The organism is Saccharospirillum sp. HFRX-2 (assembly GCF_043196805.1).
Classification (GTDB): domain Bacteria; phylum Pseudomonadota; class Gammaproteobacteria; order Pseudomonadales; family Natronospirillaceae; genus Saccharospirillum.
The window spans coordinates 254,191-271,893 of record NZ_JBEBMU010000001.1; the positions used below are offsets into that span (position 1 = coordinate 254,191).

Below are 17,703 nucleotides of genomic sequence, written 5' to 3' on the forward strand. Positions count from 1 at the left end.
TCAAAGCCTGACCGCCGCAGCGGTCAGCGCGCTGTCAATCAATCTTCGGTGGTGTCGAGAAGGTGTGATAGGGCGCTGGAGAATCCACCGTCCATTCCAAACCTTCTGCGCCGTCCCAGGGTTTCGCCGGCGCTGGTTTACCCGCTACGACGGTATTAACGACGATATAAAGGAACAGCAATTGGCTAGCACCAAAGAGGAAGCCACCCATGCTCGAGATCATATTGAAGTCGGCGAATTGCAGGGCGTAATCCGGAATGCGTCGCGGCATGCCGGCCAAACCGAGAAAGTGCTGCGGAAAGAACAGGACGTTTACACCAACAAAGCTCAGCCAGAAATGCACCTTGCCCAGCGTTTCGTTGTACATCTTGCCGCTCCACTTGGGCAGCCAATAGTAGACAGCCGCCATAATGGAGAAGACCGCACCCGGCACCAGCACATAGTGGAAGTGAGCCACAACAAAGTAGGTGTCGTGATACTGGAAGTCAGCCGGAGCCATTGCCAGCATCAAGCCGGAAAAACCACCAATGGTGAACAGAATGACGAAACAGACCGCGAACAACATCGGTGTTTCAAAGGTCATCGAGCCACGGAACATGGTGGTCACCCAGTTGAACACCTTCACGCCGGTCGGAATCGCAATCAGCATGGTCGACCACATAAAGAAGGCTTCACCCAGGAACGGAATACCCACGGTGAACATGTGGTGCGCCCAGACAATAAAACTGAGGAAAGCAATCGATGCCGTGGCGTAAACCATGGACGAATAGCCAAACAGTCGTTTGCGGGCAAAGGCAGGAATGATCGCCGAGACGATACCAAAGGCCGGGAGGATCATGATGTAGACCTCAGGGTGCCCGAAGAACCAGAACACGTGCTGGAACAATACAGGCGAACCACCACCGGCGGCATTAAAGAAGGCCGTTCCGAAGTGGATGTCCATCAACATCATGGTGACCACACCGGCAAGCACCGGCATCACCGCAATCAGCAGATAGGCGGTGATCAGCCAGGTCCAGACAAACAGCGGCATCTTCATCAACGTCATGCCAGGGGCGCGCATGTTCAAAATGGTCGCGATGATATTGATCGCGCCCATGATCGAAGAAGCACCCATGATATGAATGGCGAAGATAAAAAAGGTCACGCTGTCGGGCGCATAGGTCGTCGACAGTGGTGCGTAGAAGGTCCAGCCAAAGTTAGGTGCACCACCATCCATAAAGAGGGTGGACGCCAACATGGCAAAGGCGAACGGCAGGATCCAGAAGCTGAGGTTGTTCATCCGCGGCAAAGCCATATCCGGCGCGCCGACCATCATCGGGATCATCCAGTTGGCCAAACCGACAAAGGCCGGCATCACGGCACCGAACACCATGATCAGACCATGCATGGTGGTCATCTGATTAAAGAATTCCGGCTGAACCAATTGCAGGCCCGGCTGGAAAAGTTCTGCCCGGATCACCATGGCGAATGAGCCGCCCAGCAGGAACATGGCAAAACTGAACCACAGATACATCGTGCCGATGTCTTTGTGGTTGGTGGTATAGAGCCAGCGTGTTATGCCCTTGGCCGGCCCGTGATGTGCGTGATCATGATCATGATCGTGGGTAGTAGTGGTCATGTCACTGCTCCTTATTCGCCGGCACTGAGGTTGAGGATTTCAACAGGTTCGACCATATCGCCCATGCTGTTACCCAACGCATTGCGTTCAAACGTCACAACCGCAGCCAGATCGACCGGGCTCAACTGATCACCAAAGGCCTGCATTGCAGTTCCTGGTCTACCGTGGAAAACGATGTCGATGTGGTCCTGAATGTCACCCGTGGCGATCGGGCTGCCGGTCAGCGCCGGGAAAGTACCTGGAATACCGCTGCCATCCGGTTGGTGACAGGAGGCACAGGCCGACTGATAAACACCCCGGCCGCGTTCGACCAGCTGCTCCACTGTCCATTCCTGATTGGTCAGTTCAGCCACCTGACGGGCCTCTTCCTGCTTACCAGCCAGCCATTCATCAAATTCGGCTTGCGGTACGGCTTCAACCACGACCGGCATGAAGCCATGATCGCGGCCACATAACTCGGTGCATTGGCCACGGTAAGTTCCTGGTTCGTTAATGACGGTCCAGGCTTCGTTGGCCATGCCGGGAATGGCGTCTTTCTTAACAGCGAGATCTGGCACCCACCAGGAATGGATCACATCCGCTGCAGTCAGAACAAAACGCACCTTTTGGCCCACTGGCAGCACCAGTGGCTGATCGACTTCGAGCAGGTAGTTTTCATTCTTGGCCAGACGGTTGTTGATTTCGTCTCGGGAGGTGGCAAGGCTGGAGAAGTAGTCGACTTCAGCGTCAGGGTCGGCTTCATTGACGTAACGATAACGCCAGCGCCATTGATAACCGGTAACCTCCACCGTCATGTCCGCATTGTCGACGTCATACATATCGGCCAGGGTAAAAGTCGCGCGCACACCGATGGCAAAAATGACGACAGCCGGGATCAAGGTCCAGGCCAACTCGACTTTGGTACTTTCGTGGAAATTAGCGGATACCGCGCCTTTTGATTTGCGATGTTTGAACATCGCATAGAACATCACCCCGAACACGGCGATGCCAATAATCACGCATACCCAGAAAATGAGCATGTGCAGGCCATAGACTTCCTGACTGATGTCCGTCACACCCTTGGGCATGTTGAATTGCCAGTCAGCTTGGGCCGCAGACCCCACCAGCAGTGCAACCATAACGGCGCCTGCACGAAGCAGCCTTCTCTGCATCCTTCACCTCTGCCTTGTTATTGTAGTTGGGCGTTACCGAGTGAAGCTTACTTAATGTTTCAAACCCGCATTCCGACACTACTCATTTTCCAGCTCGCTGTTGTTGGCAAACACAGCCGGAAATGAAGACGTCATTGTGGGCGCTGTCCCGGTTACCCAGATTCAGAAACGGTCGAAGTCAGTATAAACACGGTTGTTTTTAAAACCCAAGCGTCGGGTGCGCTCAGGCTCCTTCCAACCGCTCTACTTTGATCCTATTTCATTTGTAAAAACAAGGCGTTAGTTGGATCATCGCAGGACTATTTTTTTGCGACACCCCGATGATTTCGATTCCCACCACCGCCTGGCACAGAACCTGGTCACTGATGTGGCCGGTCATGTTGGCCAACGCTTCCATGCCACTGCTGGGTTTAGTGGATACCGCCGTTCTGGGTCATTTGGATGACAGCGTTTATCTCGCAGGCGTCGCGCTCGGTTCCAGTTTGATGGCGTTTGTGTTCTGGGGGTTCAATTTTCTATCGATGGGCCTGTCCGGCTTTACCTCTCAGGCTTATGGCGCACGCAGCCCCTCTTTACTGAGAACCCAGCTGGCGCAATACAGCCTGGTCGCCCTGGTGCTGATCAGCCTGGTGCTTGCTATCCATCCCTGGCTGATTGCTGCCGGCCTCGATTTTATGGACGCTTCGAGTGCCGCGACGGAAGAAGCCCATCTTTATTTAAGCATTCGTGTCTGGGGCGTACCGGCGCAAATATTCAATACCATGCTGCTCGGTTTCTTCACCGGCATGCAGAACACCCGCATCAGTCTCTACACCGTCTCCCTGGCGCAGATGGTCAATCTGGTGCTGGATGTAATTCTGGTTTACGGCTTTGGTTTAACCACCGCCGGTATTGCGCTGGGCACCGTATTGAGTGAATACCTGGCGCTGGCCTTGGTGCTGCTGATGCTCAAGCGCACACTCAGACGGCTTGATCCTGGCCTGGATCGGGCGCTGCTGCGACGGCTCAGTGCCTACAAAGCCATCTTTACCGTCAGCGCCAGTCTGTTTCTACGTACCTTTTTATTGCTCAGTGGTTTTGCCTGGTTCAATCGCATGGGCGCCCAATTCGGTAACGATGTATTAGCGGCAAACGCCATTTTGCTGACCTTTCTGACGCTGATCTCCAATACGCTCGATGGCAGTGCAGCCGCCTCCGAAGCTCAGGTTGGGCTGGCCATCGGTCGCGGCCGGACCGATCAACTGCGCACCGTCCTGTGGACGACTGGCCTGGCGGCCCTGGCACTGATGACCCTGATGAGTCTGTGCTTCGCTTTGGGCGGTGGTTTGATCATCGATTTATTGACCGGCCAGGCCCAACTGGAGCAGTTGGCGCGTCACTATCTGCCATGGATCGTGGCCTTACCGCTGGCGGGAGGTCTCGCCTTCTGGCTGGATGGCGTCTTTATTGGCGCGCGCATGACCCAGCAGATGCGCAATGGGGTGATCTTTGGTTTCGCGTTGTTTATCGGCTCCAGCTTTATTCTGCCGGCGACCAACCACTGGCTCTGGTTTGGTTTTTCATTGCTGTTCGTCGGACGCTCAATCTGGATGCTCAGTGTCTTCCGTCTGTATTTAATTCCTAAAATTCGACAGGCAAAAAAAGCACCTTAAACTACACTTATTCGCATCATTCAATCGAGACTGCTGCTTTGCCGCATACCACCCAGTCCCAATCTGAATTGCGCGACCCCAGAATTCTGTCCGTAATCAACCGCCAAGCCTTTGAAGAGTCAGCGACCATGCCGTCGAGCCGTATCAATAGGGCACTGCAACAAGCGTTGAATGCGCCCGATGGCGCACAGAATATGGCCCGATTTATCGCCACCTTCCAGCGCAAACATCCGCAATTATTGACGGCGGAGCAGGGCGATATTGAGCATCGGCTGTCGGAATTTCTAACCGACTATGTCCGCTTATTGCCGGTGCTGTTGGTAGAGGTGGATCAGGCGTGCCAGTCGCTGGACATTGCCAGCGTCAGTCAGCAGTTATTAATCATTCTGGACCAGTTTTTCGCCGCCATTGAACCGTCTCGTTTTGATTATGGCTTGGTCGGCGTACTGGATAAGGTGTATTTCGGACATCGATTGGTGGAAGAACTGCACGATCAGCTGTTAATGCGACACGGACAACCTTTGATCAGCTGGGACACAACGCTGGCGAATTTGCTGGTGCATACACTGATCGGCGACAGCTACGCCACCCGCCTGGACATGACAGCACAGGAAATTGTTGGCTACTTACCGGCCGCCGATAGCGCAGCGACACCCGGTACCAATGGCCATATCCATTGGCCCTGCCTGGTTCATGAACACGGGTTGCGTCTGTTACTTAGTTAGTGAGTTAAGTTAGTGAGCTGAGTTAACAGGCTCAGTCAGGCAACTCATTGCGCAACAAAGCTTCCAACTGAGCACAACTTTGCTGCAGCTGTTCGTCGGTCGTCGCGGTCAAGGTGATATGACCAATTTTGCGACCACGACGCGGCGCCTTCCCATAGTCATGCCAATGTGCGCCCGCAATGGCCATTACCTGATGACGGTCCGGCAGCGCACCAATGACATTATAAAGTGCCACCGGGCCTCTCGTTTGAGTAGCACCCAAGGGCAGATCCGCCACCGCACGTAAATGGTTTTCGAACTGACTGCAGACGCTGCCTTCGATGGTCCAGTGACCGGAGTTATGCACCCGTGGCGCAATTTCGTTGGCCAGCAGGCGATCACCCACCACAAAGAACTCAAAGGCTAAAACGCCAACATAATCCAGCGCCGCCATTACCTGACCGACTGCCTGCTCCGCCTGTGCTTGCAGCGGATGGTCAGTAAGCGGCTCAGAACGATAAAGCATGCCCTGACGATGCTCATTGCGAACCAAGGGATAAAACGCCAGCTCGCCCGAGGCAGAACGAACGCCGATACAGGAGACTTCGTAATCGAAAGCAATAAAGCCTTCGAGGATCATGGGCACAGCGCCTAATTCAGCAAAGGCGCCTTCAACATCGATTGGATCCCGTAATACTTTCTGACCCTTGCCGTCATAACCCAGGGTGCGGGTTTTCAGTACCGCCGGTAAGCCGATGCGAGCTACCGCCTTATCGACATCCACCTGGCTGGCAATATCCGCCAACGGCGCGGTTTCGATGCCCAACTGCTGAAACAGACTTTTTTCCAGCCAACGATCCCGCGCTGTCGCCAAGGCTTGTGACGAAGGATACACCGGCAGATGTTCGGCAATTTGCGCCACGGTTTGCGCCGGCACACTTTCAAACTCAAAGGTGACTCTTTCGACCGAAGCGGTCAGTTGATCGATAGCGGCTGGATCATCATAAGCGCCTTGAATCAGGGTTCCGAACGGGGCAGCACAGGCCTCGGCCGATGGGTCGAGAAAGCTCAACTGAATATCCAGCGGCAAGCCTGCCTGTGCCATCATGCGACCCAACTGGCCGCCGCCAATTACACCAATGCGCATTAAGCCCCCGGAATCGGCCGAGCCAAAACGCGATCGGTCTGGCGTTGGCGGAAATCAAGCAACGCCTGTCGGACTGATTCGTCGTGGTTGCTTAAAATGCTGGCTGCCAGAATGGCGGCATTAATAGCACCGGCTTTACCAATCGCCAGGGTTGCGGTTGGTACGCCGGCGGGCATCTGGACGATGGACAGCAATGAATCGACACCCGAAAGCATACTGCTTTGCACTGGCACACCGAGCACCGGCAAATGCGTTTTGGCCGCACACATACCCGGCAAATGGGCAGCGCCACCGGCACCGGCAATAATCACTTCCAGGCCTCGATCAAATGCCGTTTCAGCGTATTCAAACAATAAATCCGGCGTGCGATGCGCCGACACCACCTGGCTTTCGAAGCCAATACCCAATTCTTTCAACGTATCGGCACAGTGGCTCATGGTGCTCCAGTCAGACTGAGAACCCATGATGATACCCACTTTTATCGTGCTGGCCTGGTCGGTCACTGAGAGGAATCCTTACTGGGGGTTTGGGGATCGAGAATGCGCACCGGCTGCGCCTCGATATCCGCTTGCTGGTTCGATTGGCTGACTCGGGTATCCAGCTCAGTCGGTGCATTAACCGCTTGGCTGATGCGATCAGTAAATCCACACTCAACGCATTCGCGCACCATGACGTCGCCGTCATTGCCAGCCTTGAGGGTGTCCATTTCGCCACAACGCGGACAAACCGCACCAGCGATGAATCGAATCGACATAAGCACCTCAGGAAAAGGAGCGCATTATAACGACCGCGGCCGGCAGCGTCATGTGCCCGACCTGATCAAAAACGACTCAGTCCTGCTCTTCGTCTTGCTCTTCGACCAGTTGGCTGCGCAACCAGGTTTCCAGTTCCGCCACTCCGTCTTTTTTTAATGAGCTGAATAACTGCACCGACAACCAGCTGGCCTGAGACTGCAACTGAGACCGCACGCGCTGAAACGTACTGGCCGCCGGGCCGCGCTTGAGCTTATCGGCTTTGGTCAACAACACCCGCAGCGGCATTTCTGTTTCGATCGCCCAACGCACCATCATTTCGTCGAAATCGGTCATCGGGTGACGCACGTCCATTAGTAGCACCACACCTTTCAAGCTGGTCCGTTCAGCCAGGTATTCACCGATATTACGATCCCAATCCTCTTTCATATCCCGATTGACCTTGGCGTAACCATAGCCGGGCAAATCAACCAGGCGATGATCACCAGACGATAACGAAAAGAAATTGATCAACTGGGTGCGGCCCGGCGTCTTGGAGGTACGGGCTAATTTCGAATTCCGTGTCAGACTGTTTAGAGCACTGCTTTTACCAGCGTTCGAGCGGCCAGCAAAAGCCACCTCGGCGCCGGTGTCAGCAGGGCACTCTGCCAGACGAGGCGCACTGGTTAAAAAGCGGGCTGAATCAAAACGCGGGACCGTCATGCTAATTCCTTGGCAAAAAGGGCAGTTTACCTGAAAGCGTTGCTGGGCATGAAAAATCCCCTCAAAGGGCAGGGTTTCTTCTCAACCCCGACCTCACTCTATATAATGCGCGAACATCTACCCCGGCAGCCGCACAATAAGCGGGGCGACCTTCTGAAAAGTAACGACGGCTGCCGCCCACATTCATACTGGATTTGCGGGACGCGACATGAAGAAACTGATCGTTGGCTTGGTGATGCTGGCGGGTATTACCGGCCTGGCCTCGGCAGAAGAGGGTGACGCCGCACGAGGCGAGACTCTGGTTCAACAGTGCAGCGCCTGTCATGGTGCCGGCGGCGCTTCCACCACCGGCAGCTTTCCCAAGCTGGCAGGACAAGGTGAAGCCTACCTGCTGAAACAACTGCAAGACATTCAAAGCGGTGCTCGTGTCGTCACTCAGATGGCTGGCCAGCTCGACAACCTCGACGAGCAGGATCTGGCCGATATCGCTGCCTACTTCTCCGAACAGGATAAAACAGTCGGTACGGCTGATCCGGATCTGGTTGAATTGGGCGAGCAGCTTTACCGTGGCGGCAACCCGGAAACCGGTGTTCCTGCCTGTGCCGGCTGTCATTCACCCACCGGTGCTGGCAATGCGCCTGCAGCTTTCCCAATGTTGTCCGGCCAGCATGCCGACTACATCGAATCTCAGTTACATAAGTTCCAGGCCGGTTACCGTGCCGATGAGCCTTCTGATGAAGCTCGCACCAACGATGGTGAAAGCATGATGATGCGTGCCACGGCCTTCCGCCTGAAAGACTTCGAGATCGAGGCACTGGCCAGCTACATCAACGGCCTGCATTGATCAGAACCCGGCATTCAGGCCGGATTCAGACGCGGTAAAGAGAATGAAAAGCGGACCCCGGTTCAGGTGGTCCGCTTTTTTTGGCTTCGGCTTTCCGGCAAAGTTAGCCTCCGCCAGCGCTTTCGATGATGATGGAGACAAATGCATGCTCAAACGCCTGATGCTTACCGCCGCAGTTGTGGTTCTGGGTTTCAGCTCTGCCCAGGCTGAGGACTTTCAAGCCGGCACTCACTACCGTGTTCTTCCGGAAAAGTTACCCACCAGCTATCGCGGTGATGAAGCCGGTGAAATCCAGGAAATTTTCAGTTACAGCTGTATTCACTGTTACAACTTAGAACCCTTTGTACAGACCTGGATTCAGAGTAAGCCCGACGACATTCGTTTCACTCATGTACCGGTGCTGTTCAATGATCGTCAGTTGCCCGAAGCGCGTGCCTACTATGCGACTCAGTTTCTGGATATTGCCGACGCCACTCATATGCCGATCTTCAATGAAATCCATTTGAATCGTCATCGTCTGTCAACCGATGAAGGCTTTGCCGATTTCATCAGTCAGTTTGGCGTATCCAAAGACGACTATCTGGAAATGGCCGACTCCTTTGCCGTTAACGCCCGCATCAATCAGGCTCGGGTGATCACTCAAAAAAGCGGTCTGTCCGGCACACCCAGCCTGGTGGTCAATGGCCGCTACCTGATCGACGGTCGCATGGCCGGCAGCAATCAACGTATGTTTGAAGTCGCTGAATGGTTAGTGCGTAACGACCCTGCCCAATAAGCCTCTGGCGAGCTAGACTAAGTTGGCTGATCGCAACGATCAGCCAACATCTGCTCCAGGGGATCCTGTCTTTATGAACCGTGCCGCTTCGGCCAAACGCTTTCCCGTTCACCTCTGTCGGCCTGACGACTTTCACGCTTCTTCACCCGGCCATCTGAGTTTTCTGAGCTACAACATCCAGGTTGGCATCCAGACCCGCCAGTATTCCGATTACTTTCTGCGTTCCTGGCAGCATTTCTGGCCATCGCGTTCGCGCCAGGCCAATCTGGATCGCATTGGTGATTTGCTGCGCCACTTTGACGTGGTCGCCTTACAGGAAGCCGATGGCGGCAGTTTCCGCTCCGGCTTCGTTAATCAGGTTGAATACCTCGCCAAAAAAGCGGATCAGCCATACTGGCATCAGCAACTTAATCGCAACCTCGGGCCAGTGGCCCAACACAGCAATGGCATTATCAGCCGCTTTCCACCGCATGAGATCAACACTCATACGCTGCCCGGTTTACCCGGTCGCGGTGCCATCGTTGTGAAATTGGGCGACAACGAACCACTCTTGGTGGTGATGATGCATCTGGCGTTGAGTCGACGCGCTCAAAACCAACAACTGCGCTTTATCCGCAATCTGATCGCGCTTTATCCCAATGTCATTTTGATGGGTGATATGAACACCCACAGCCTGCGCCTGCTCTATGATTCACCGCTCAAGGATTCCGGCCTGAAATCCGCCCATGCACGGGCCACCTTTCCCAGTTGGCAACCGCAACGCTGCCTCGACCAGATACTGGTCAGTCGTCATCTGAAGATCACCCGCATGGGCGTTCTCGACTTTCCGTTATCGGACCATTTGCCAGTGGCTATGGAGATCGAATGGCCGCCGAATAAAGATTGATCACAGACCCTGGTTAGATCAGTGACTATAATGCGCTGATCATCAGTCATATCCGGACCTCACCGTCGTATAGGGTCAGTAGCTGGCATGAATATTATTGAAGAAGAATTACGCCGCGGCGTGCTGGATCTGGCGTTGATGCTGAAAGGCATCGATGCCGATCTGGATACTGCGCTGGAAAACTTAAAGCAGGTACTGAAGCAGCGCGAAGAGCTGGATGCGGATGCATTCCGTGACGCTCTGGAAAAAGCCGACGAGCGCTTCGATCAAATCGAAGATATCACCCAAACCGGCACACAACAGCTCTATCGTCTTTATCAGTCATTGATGGATTTAAATACCAATGCTGCATCAGAGTCGTTCAGTCTGGCGGTAGAGCGAAAACACCAATATTTGTTCGATGCGCTCAAGCTGTCTGAAGATGCGCTTCGACTGGTGCCTGGCAGCGCCGCCAATGCAACAGCCGGCGATAACGAAAAACTCAAGCGTCTGCACCAAAAGCTGTGCTCCCGATTCATCACGCTGTTACGGACCCTCGCCATTCTCGGCGACGAAGATGGCCAGCTGCAATCACTGGCGCGCCGTCTGGAACCCATGCCCGACTGGCCGGAACTCGATGGTCTGGCTGAAGAAACCATCGCCCTGATTCAACGTCGGCTCGATGCTGAAAAAGGACAGTTCCAGTACTACCTCAATCAGCTCAGCGAAAAGCTACGCAGCATCAACGAACTGATCGGTCAGAATAAACAAGCCGTCAGCGACCTGACTGAATTGAACGACAGCCTGGATCAACAGGTTGATGATCAGATTGCCCGCGCCCGATCAGCCATCACTGGCGCCGTTAATATGGAACAGCTGCGCGCCAGCCTGAATGACTCCATCGATGGCTTGATGTCATTACTGAATGACTTTCAGAGCCGGACCCGCAACAGCCTGATTGCCATGAATCGTCGGCAACAGGAACTCAATCAGCATCTGGATGCGTTGCAGGAAGATAATCATCGATTGATCAAACAGGTCACTCAGGAGCGCGAAATTGCCCGCCGTGATCCTTTAACCCAGCTGCCCAACCGCCAGGGTTTCGAACAACGCCTGGAACAGGAAATCGCACGCAGCGATCGCTACGGCCAACCCTTGAGCATTGCCCTGATCGACGTCGATCATTTCAAGAAGATCAATGATCGATACGGGCACCTCGCCGGCGACCGCGTGCTGCGCATCCTGGCTAAGGAAATGTACAGCCAACTGCGTAAAACCGACTTCCTGGCTCGTTTTGGTGGCGAAGAGTTCGTGATATTGCTACCAGAGTCTGACCGGGAACACGCCCTCGCCGCCATCGAAAAAATGCGGCTGCACATCAGCCAATGTCCGTTTCACTTCCAGGACAGCCCGGTGCAGATCACTATCTCGGCCGGCATTGCCATCCACAAACCCAATGAAGAAGCCGAACATTGGCTGCACCGAGCCGACAAGGCGCTGTATCAGAGCAAAGACCGTGGCCGCAATTGCACCTCCATCAGTGACGATTCACTTTGACACGCTGCTGAAACTCAGCTGTAGCGCGACAGCACCTTCTCCAGTTGGCGAGTACTCACTGGCTTAGTCAGAAAATCGTCCATCCCGGCATCCAAACAGCGTTGCCGGATCTCTTCCAGAGCATGCGCTGTCAACGCAATGATTGGCAGTCGCGACTTATGGTGTTTCTGTTCGTATTCTCGAATCAGTCGAGTTGCCTGATAGCCATCCATTTCCGGCATCTCGCAATCCATCAGAATCAGGTCGGCCGGCCGATCAGACTGCTGTCTGATACTCACAATTTCGTCGCCATTTGTTGCCATAATAGTCTTATGGCCCAGTTTTTCCAGCAACCCTCTGATCACCCTTTGATTCACCACATTATCTTCTGCGACCAACACCGAAAGTTGACGTGACACAGCATGGCTCGGGTTCTCTTCAACAATATTCTCCCGGATACGCTCAGACTGCAGGGGTACTAACAGCTGAAACTCAGACCCCTGTCCGAGCTGGCTGGTGACATTCAGCTCACCGCCCATAAGCTGAACCAACTGCCGGCTGATCGCCAACCCCAGACCCGTTCCGTAATCAGCCCTATCATGGTCAGCGTGGATCTGAGAGTAAGCGTTGAACAGCGATTCCAGCTCGGATGCCGCTATACCAATACCGGTATCAATAATTCGACATTGCAACCAGTGGCTGCCCTGTCGCCATTCACAACTGACTTTTATCCGCACTGAGCCGGCATCAGTAAATTTAATGGCATTGCTGACCAGATTCGACAGCACCTGGCGCAGACGTTGAACATCGATTTGAACTTCGTCGGGGACAGAATCATCCACCTCAGATTGCAGGGTGATTCTTTTACGCTCAGCCTGGGCGCAAAACAGTTGGGTTTGTTGGTCAATCAGCGAACGGATATTGGTGAATTCCAAATTCAGCGACATCTTACCCGCTTCAATTTTCGAGTAATCCAGGATGTCATTGATCAACGACATCAGGGACGCACCCGATCCCTGAATGGTATGAACGTAACTGAGTTGCTCATCATCCAAACGGGTTCTGGCCAATACTTCAGTCATCCCTAAGACGCCATTGAGCGGCGTTCTTATTTCATGACTGATCTGCGCCAGAAAGTAACTTTGCGCTTCGGCACGCATCCGCTCACGCTCGCTGCTTTCACGCAACAGGCGGATACGGTGTGCCAGAGCAAAGCTGAGTAACATGGTTTCCAGGAAGGCACCCAGCTTGGAAACCAGAATGGCCGGCCAGGGTAGAAAAATCAGACCACTGCTAGCGAGCAGAAAAATAACATTACCGAGATAAAACACCGCCCAGGCGAGGACGAAATACTTGGCGGCCATCACACCCTTATACCAGGCGTAGATACCCACCAGCATCGCCATGGTGAGATATAGAAAACTGTCGATAGTCAGCAGCAGGCCCATTAGTGCTCGGTCCAGATACCAGGCCAGGGCCGCCAGTATTAACTGGAATGCAATCGCCACAACGACAAAGAGGGTTAACCCAGACGATACCCGCGGCAGATCGAGAAACTTAACAATAAAGCAGCCGGCAAAAGCCAGGGTTAGACCCGATAACAAATAGTTCAGGCGGGTGTCGTAGCCCTGACCCTGCCACCAGAAGTACTGGAACATATAGCCGTCAAGCGAGAACTGAATAGCGCCGAAGAAGCCAATAAAGAGCACATACCACAGATAACTGCTGTCCCGCACCGTCAGAAACAGGAACAGGTTGTAGGTAACCATCGCCAGAATGACGCCGTAGAACAGCCAGTTACCGAAGTCTTCTAGCTGCACAGTCGACCAGAACGTTTCTCCCGGATGCAGTGTCATCGCCAAATGGCTGTTTGAGGTCGCGTCGATGCGCATTAAAAAGGTAGTCGGTCCATACACCTCCAATGGCAGCACAAAATAGCGATGATCCTTGGCGCGGCTGTCGAAAGGTCGCATAGCGCCGGTGCGATGCACCAGACGCGGACCCGAGGTATCAAACAGCTGATAGAGATCGATGTACTTGAGTGATGGGTTGGCAATCACCAGATCCCATTCTTTATAGATAGAACGACTGGCGTCGAGTCGAAACAGCACCCAGACAACACCGAACCGATAGTTGTGTTGCAGTTCTCTGCTTGTGGTCGTACGCCATTGCTCATCATACGCATCCGATAACACATCGAAGGGTGACAGCTGGCCACTGTCGTCCGCCAGAACAATAACCTCTGTGCCCAAATCAATGGACTGATCGGACTCCAGCAGAATGGATTCCAGGCCATCTGCTGCATGCAACCAGCTCGGCAGAAGAACGGCCAAAAGCAGCAACAGAGGCTGCCTGAAGCTCATCGGATCTTCCTTAGTAAACAACTCAGGGTGGCAATTTTGCCCCAACCATTGCCCCTGAGCAGGGACGGACTAATAATGAACTTTGTGACGTTCATTTAACGAGCGACTCCAATACGTCGATAAGCAATTCAAACGCTTAAACATAGAGAGAGAACAGCGGTATGTCTATTCAAGTTGGCGATGTCCTGCCTGCGGATATTTTGCTCTACCGAATGGCCGAAAGTGGCCCGGTCAGCGAGTCCACGCAATCCATTTTTCAGGATCAACGTGTGGTGCTCTTCGCTGTTCCCGGAGCCTTCACTCCCACCTGCAGCCAGGCCCATCTACCCGGCTTTGTGGTTATCGCTGATCAGCTAAAAGCCTCGGGTGTCGACCGCATTATCTGTCTGAGTGTGAATGACGCCTTTGTCATGCATGCCTGGGGACAGCAACACAACGCCGAAGCCATCGATATGCTCGGCGATGGCAATGCCGATTTTGTCAAAGCCTTAGGTCTGGATATGGATGCCAGTGGTCGTGGTATGGGTGTGCGATCACGACGCTTTGCGCTAATTGCCGATAACGCCAAAGTCCGCTGGATGGGTGTTGAAGAGCCTGGTCAGTTTGAGAAGAGTTCGGCCGATGCGGTTCTTGCAGCACTGCAGACGCTCTAAGCCAAATGCCAACTGATAGCAGAAGGTTCCACGTGGAACCTTTTGCTACTCGCTGTCAGCTTAACGCCCGTCTTTCTTAACCTCCGACATTTCGAATAGAGCGTGCATCTATGACTCACCCCGATCCGCAGCCGCGGGCTGTTTTCTATCAGACGCTGGCAGCCATCCCCAAAGGCTACTTCACCAGCTATGGGCGTCTAGCCGATCTATGCGGAGTTCATGTACGTCAAATACAGGCTTGGTTAAGAACTCTGCCACGAGACTCCGGTCTACCCTGGTTCAGGATCATTAACAGCCAACGTAAGATCACCGAACACAGCGGCGCCGTCACTCAGTATAAGAATCTGGCAGCGGAAGGATTGATTCCCGACAAAACAGGCCGCTTTCCGAAAGATCGCTATTGGCCGGACTGCCTCGACCAGTAATGTTCCACGTGGAACATCATCCCTCTACTGCTGTTTATCCAGAGATAAAAAAAGCGCCGTTCAGGCGCTTTTTGTTTGAGAAACCAGACGACTTAGTAATCCAGATTGGTCACCAACAACGCATTGGTTTCGATAAAGGCGCGACGTGGTTCAACCTCGTCACCCATCAGGGTATTGAAGATCTGATCGGCGGCAATGGCATCTTCAATGGTAACCCGCAACATGCGACGCGATTCCGGATCCATGGTGGTTTCCCACAACTGCTCGGGGTTCATCTCGCCCAGACCTTTATAGCGCTGGATGTTGTAGCCACGCTTGGCCTCTCCCATCATCCATTCAATAACGGCCTCGAAGCTATCGACTGCTTCGGACTTGTCACCGCGCTTCAGGTAGGCACCTTCCTCGATCAAACCATCCAGGCGTGCATTCAACGCCACGATCGCTTTGTATTCCTGGCTTTCGAAGAAAGCGTGTGAAAACTGATAGTCAGTCGCCAGACCATGAGCCACCGCCTGAACCTTGGGCAGGAAAACATGGCGTTCGGTATCTTCGGTAATCGACAGCTGATAAACGGTGCTGCCTGCGGCCAGGCGCTCAGCCAAACGATCACTAAGACGATCCGCCCACTCAGCGACTTGAGCCTGGTCAGCACGCATCTCAGTCGTCAACTCAGGCATGTAGATCATCTCTTCCATGGCCGCACGCGGATAGACGCGACTCATCCGATCGATACGCGCCATCACATCTTTATACTGAGTGACCAGACCTTCCAACTGTTCATCACGAATCGGCGCCGCGCCTTCGTTAACAAAGAGTTCGGTACCATCCAACGCCTGGGAAATCAGGTACTGCTCCAGCGTTTTCTCATCTTTGATGTACTGCTCCTGCTTGCCTTTCTTCAGCTTGTACAGCGGCGGCTGAGCAATAAAGATGTGGCCGTTCTCGATCAGTTCGGGCATCTGCCGGAAGAAGAAGGTCAGCAGCAGAGTACGGATGTGGGAACCGTCGACGTCGGCGTCGGTCATGATGATGATGGAGTGATAACGCAGCTTCTCCAGATTGAATTCTTCACGACCGATGCCCGTGCCCAGGGCGGTGATCAAGGTACCCACCTCGGCGGACTGCAACATCTTATCGAAGCGCGCTTTTTCGACGTTCAGGATCTTACCTTTCAGCGGCAGAATCGCCTGAGTCCGACGATCGCGACCTTGCTTGGCAGAGCCGCCCGCTGAATCACCCTCCACCAGGTAGATTTCAGACAGGCCCGGGTCTTTCTCCTGACAGTCAGCCAACTTACCTGGCAGGCCAGCAATATCCAAAGCGCCTTTGCGACGGGTCATATCCCGTGCCTTACGCGCCGCTTCACGAGCCCGGGCGGCATCAATCATCTTGCCGACCAGAATTTTGGCTTCGTTAGGATTTTCCAGCAGGAAGTCGGAGAAGGTCTTACCCATTTCCTGTTCGACTGCCGGTTTCACTTCTGAAGACACCAACTTGTCTTTGGTCTGGGAGCTGAACTTCGGATCCGGCACCTTGACCGAAATAATCGCCGTCAGGCCTTCACGGGCGTCATCACCGGTGGTCTGGACTTTGTGTTTCTTCTGCAGATTCTCAGACTGAATGTAGTTATTCAGCGTCCGGGTCAAGGCCGCACGGAAACCGGCCAGGTGAGTACCACCGTCGCGCTGCGGAATGTTGTTGGTGTAGCAGAGAATGTTCTCTTGATAGCTGTCGTTCCACTGCATGGAAACTTCGACACCGATGCCATCTTCTTCACGCTGATAAGAAAAATGGAAGACTTGGCTGAGGGTCTGCTTGTTCTTGTTCAAATACTCAACGAAGGCTTTCAGGCCGCCCTCGTATTTGAAGTACTCCTCTTTGCCGGACCGCTCATCTTTCAGATGAATGCCGACGCCGGAGTTCAGGAAGCTCAACTCACGCAGACGTTTGGCCAGGATATCGTAGGAGAACTCGATATGAGTGAAAGTCTCAGACGAAGGTTTGAAATGGATGGTGGTACCGGTGTATTCCGCATCACCGACCACACCCAGCGGTGCAGTCGGCACACCGTGCTTATAAACCTGTTCATGGACCTTACCGGCACGGCGAACAGTCAGTGTTAATTCGGCCGAGAGTGCATTGACCACCGACACACCCACACCGTGCAGACCACCAGAAACCTTGTAGGAGTTGTCATCGAACTTACCGCCGGCGTGCAACACCGTCATAATCACTTCGGCCGCCGACTTACCTTCCTCCGGATGCATATCGGTCGGAATACCGCGGCCGTTATCTTCGACGCTGATGGACTCGTCCGGGTGAATAAACACCTTGATATCCGTGCAGTGACCTGCCAGAGCTTCATCGATGGAGTTATCGACCACCTCGAAGACCATGTGGTGCAGGCCGGTGCCGTCGTCGGTATCACCGATGTACATGCCCGGACGTTTACGAACCGCATCCAGACCTTTCAGCACCTTGATGCTCGAGGAATTGTATTCATTACTCATTCG

General features: G+C 53.8%; 16 protein-coding genes. 8 read left to right on the forward strand and 8 right to left on the reverse strand.

All coding sequences use genetic code 11. The features are described from left to right. Positions 1-34: 34 nt before the first annotated feature. Positions 35-1,621, reverse strand: coding sequence for a cytochrome c oxidase subunit I (ctaD, locus tag ABMA60_RS01325; protein ID WP_392797587.1), 1,587 nt, complete (start codon positions 1,619-1,621; stop codon positions 35-37). An 11-nt stretch (positions 1,622-1,632) separates the two neighbouring features. After that, the gene (gene coxB / locus ABMA60_RS01330) at positions 1,633-2,739 is read right to left on the reverse strand and encodes a cytochrome c oxidase subunit II (protein WP_392797589.1); all 1,107 of its coding nucleotides are present in this window, start codon (positions 2,737-2,739) and stop codon (positions 1,633-1,635) included. Positions 2,740-3,092: 353 nt separating this feature from the next. Between coxB and ABMA60_RS01335 the strand changes: the two genes are divergently transcribed. Together ABMA60_RS01335 and ABMA60_RS01340 are read left to right on the forward strand one after the other, a co-directional pair. Further along, positions 3,093-4,424: an MATE family efflux transporter gene (locus tag ABMA60_RS01335; RefSeq protein ID WP_392797591.1), complete on the forward strand. Its 1,332-nt coding sequence runs from the start codon at positions 3,093-3,095 to the stop codon at positions 4,422-4,424. A gap of 128 nt (positions 4,425-4,552) precedes the next feature. After that, positions 4,553-5,149, forward strand: coding sequence for a hypothetical protein (locus ABMA60_RS01340; protein WP_392797593.1), 597 nt, complete (start codon positions 4,553-4,555; stop codon positions 5,147-5,149). 31 nt (positions 5,150-5,180) lie between these two features. Here ABMA60_RS01340 and ABMA60_RS01345 read toward each other — a convergent pair whose 3' ends face one another. The 4 genes from ABMA60_RS01345 to yihA all read right to left on the reverse strand — a co-directional run bounded on the left by ABMA60_RS01345 (position 5,181) and on the right by yihA (position 7,729). Next, positions 5,181-6,275 carry a 5-(carboxyamino)imidazole ribonucleotide synthase gene (locus ABMA60_RS01345; protein WP_392797595.1) on the reverse strand — a complete coding sequence of 365 codons (1,095 nt, stop codon included), beginning with the start codon at positions 6,273-6,275 and terminating at the stop codon, positions 5,181-5,183. Continuing rightward, a complete protein-coding gene (gene purE / locus ABMA60_RS01350; RefSeq protein ID WP_392797596.1) occupies positions 6,275-6,778 on the reverse strand; it encodes a 5-(carboxyamino)imidazole ribonucleotide mutase in 504 nt (167 codons plus the stop codon). Before purE ends, ABMA60_RS01345 begins: the two co-directional genes overlap by 1 nt. Then, a complete protein-coding gene (locus tag ABMA60_RS01355) occupies positions 6,775-7,029 on the reverse strand; it encodes a YheV family putative zinc ribbon protein (RefSeq protein ID WP_392797598.1) in 255 nt (84 codons plus the stop codon). Before ABMA60_RS01355 ends, purE begins: the two co-directional genes overlap by 4 nt. Before the next feature lie 76 nt (positions 7,030-7,105). Further along, complete coding sequence (gene yihA / locus ABMA60_RS01360) at positions 7,106-7,729, reverse strand: ribosome biogenesis GTP-binding protein YihA/YsxC (protein ID WP_392797599.1); 624 nt, start codon at positions 7,727-7,729, stop codon at positions 7,106-7,108. A 208-nt stretch (positions 7,730-7,937) separates the two neighbouring features. On the opposite strand from yihA, the gene ABMA60_RS01365 reads away from it, so the two are divergent. From ABMA60_RS01365 to ABMA60_RS01380, 4 genes are all read left to right on the forward strand, one after another. Further along, the gene (locus ABMA60_RS01365) at positions 7,938-8,573 is read left to right on the forward strand and encodes a c-type cytochrome (RefSeq protein ID WP_392797601.1); all 636 of its coding nucleotides are present in this window, start codon (positions 7,938-7,940) and stop codon (positions 8,571-8,573) included. Between the two features lie 145 nt (positions 8,574-8,718). Beyond that, positions 8,719-9,348 carry a thiol:disulfide interchange protein DsbA/DsbL gene (locus ABMA60_RS01370; RefSeq protein WP_392797603.1) on the forward strand — a complete coding sequence of 210 codons (630 nt, stop codon included), beginning with the start codon at positions 8,719-8,721 and terminating at the stop codon, positions 9,346-9,348. 73 nt (positions 9,349-9,421) lie between these two features. After that, entirely contained in the window at positions 9,422-10,234 is an 813-nt protein-coding gene (locus tag ABMA60_RS01375; protein WP_392797605.1) for an endonuclease/exonuclease/phosphatase family protein, read from the forward strand. A gap of 87 nt (positions 10,235-10,321) precedes the next feature. After that, entirely contained in the window at positions 10,322-11,770 is a 1,449-nt protein-coding gene (locus ABMA60_RS01380; RefSeq protein ID WP_392797607.1) for a GGDEF domain-containing protein, read from the forward strand. A gap of 14 nt (positions 11,771-11,784) precedes the next feature. On the opposite strand, the gene ABMA60_RS01385 is transcribed toward ABMA60_RS01380, so the two are convergent. Next, entirely contained in the window at positions 11,785-14,112 is a 2,328-nt protein-coding gene (locus ABMA60_RS01385; protein WP_392797609.1) for a 7TM diverse intracellular signaling domain-containing protein, read from the reverse strand. 161 nt (positions 14,113-14,273) lie between these two features. On the opposite strand from ABMA60_RS01385, the gene ABMA60_RS01390 reads away from it, so the two are divergent. Then, positions 14,274-14,765: a peroxiredoxin gene (locus tag ABMA60_RS01390; protein WP_392797611.1), complete on the forward strand. Its 492-nt coding sequence runs from the start codon at positions 14,274-14,276 to the stop codon at positions 14,763-14,765. 110 nt (positions 14,766-14,875) lie between these two features. Then, positions 14,876-15,190, forward strand: a complete 315-nt coding sequence (locus ABMA60_RS01395) for an MGMT family protein (protein WP_392797613.1) — start codon at positions 14,876-14,878, stop codon at positions 15,188-15,190. A gap of 92 nt (positions 15,191-15,282) precedes the next feature. On the opposite strand, the gene gyrB is transcribed toward ABMA60_RS01395, so the two are convergent. Further along, positions 15,283-17,700: a DNA topoisomerase (ATP-hydrolyzing) subunit B gene (gyrB, locus tag ABMA60_RS01400; protein WP_392797614.1), complete on the reverse strand. Its 2,418-nt coding sequence runs from the start codon at positions 17,698-17,700 to the stop codon at positions 15,283-15,285. Positions 17,701-17,703: the final 3 nt, after the last annotated feature.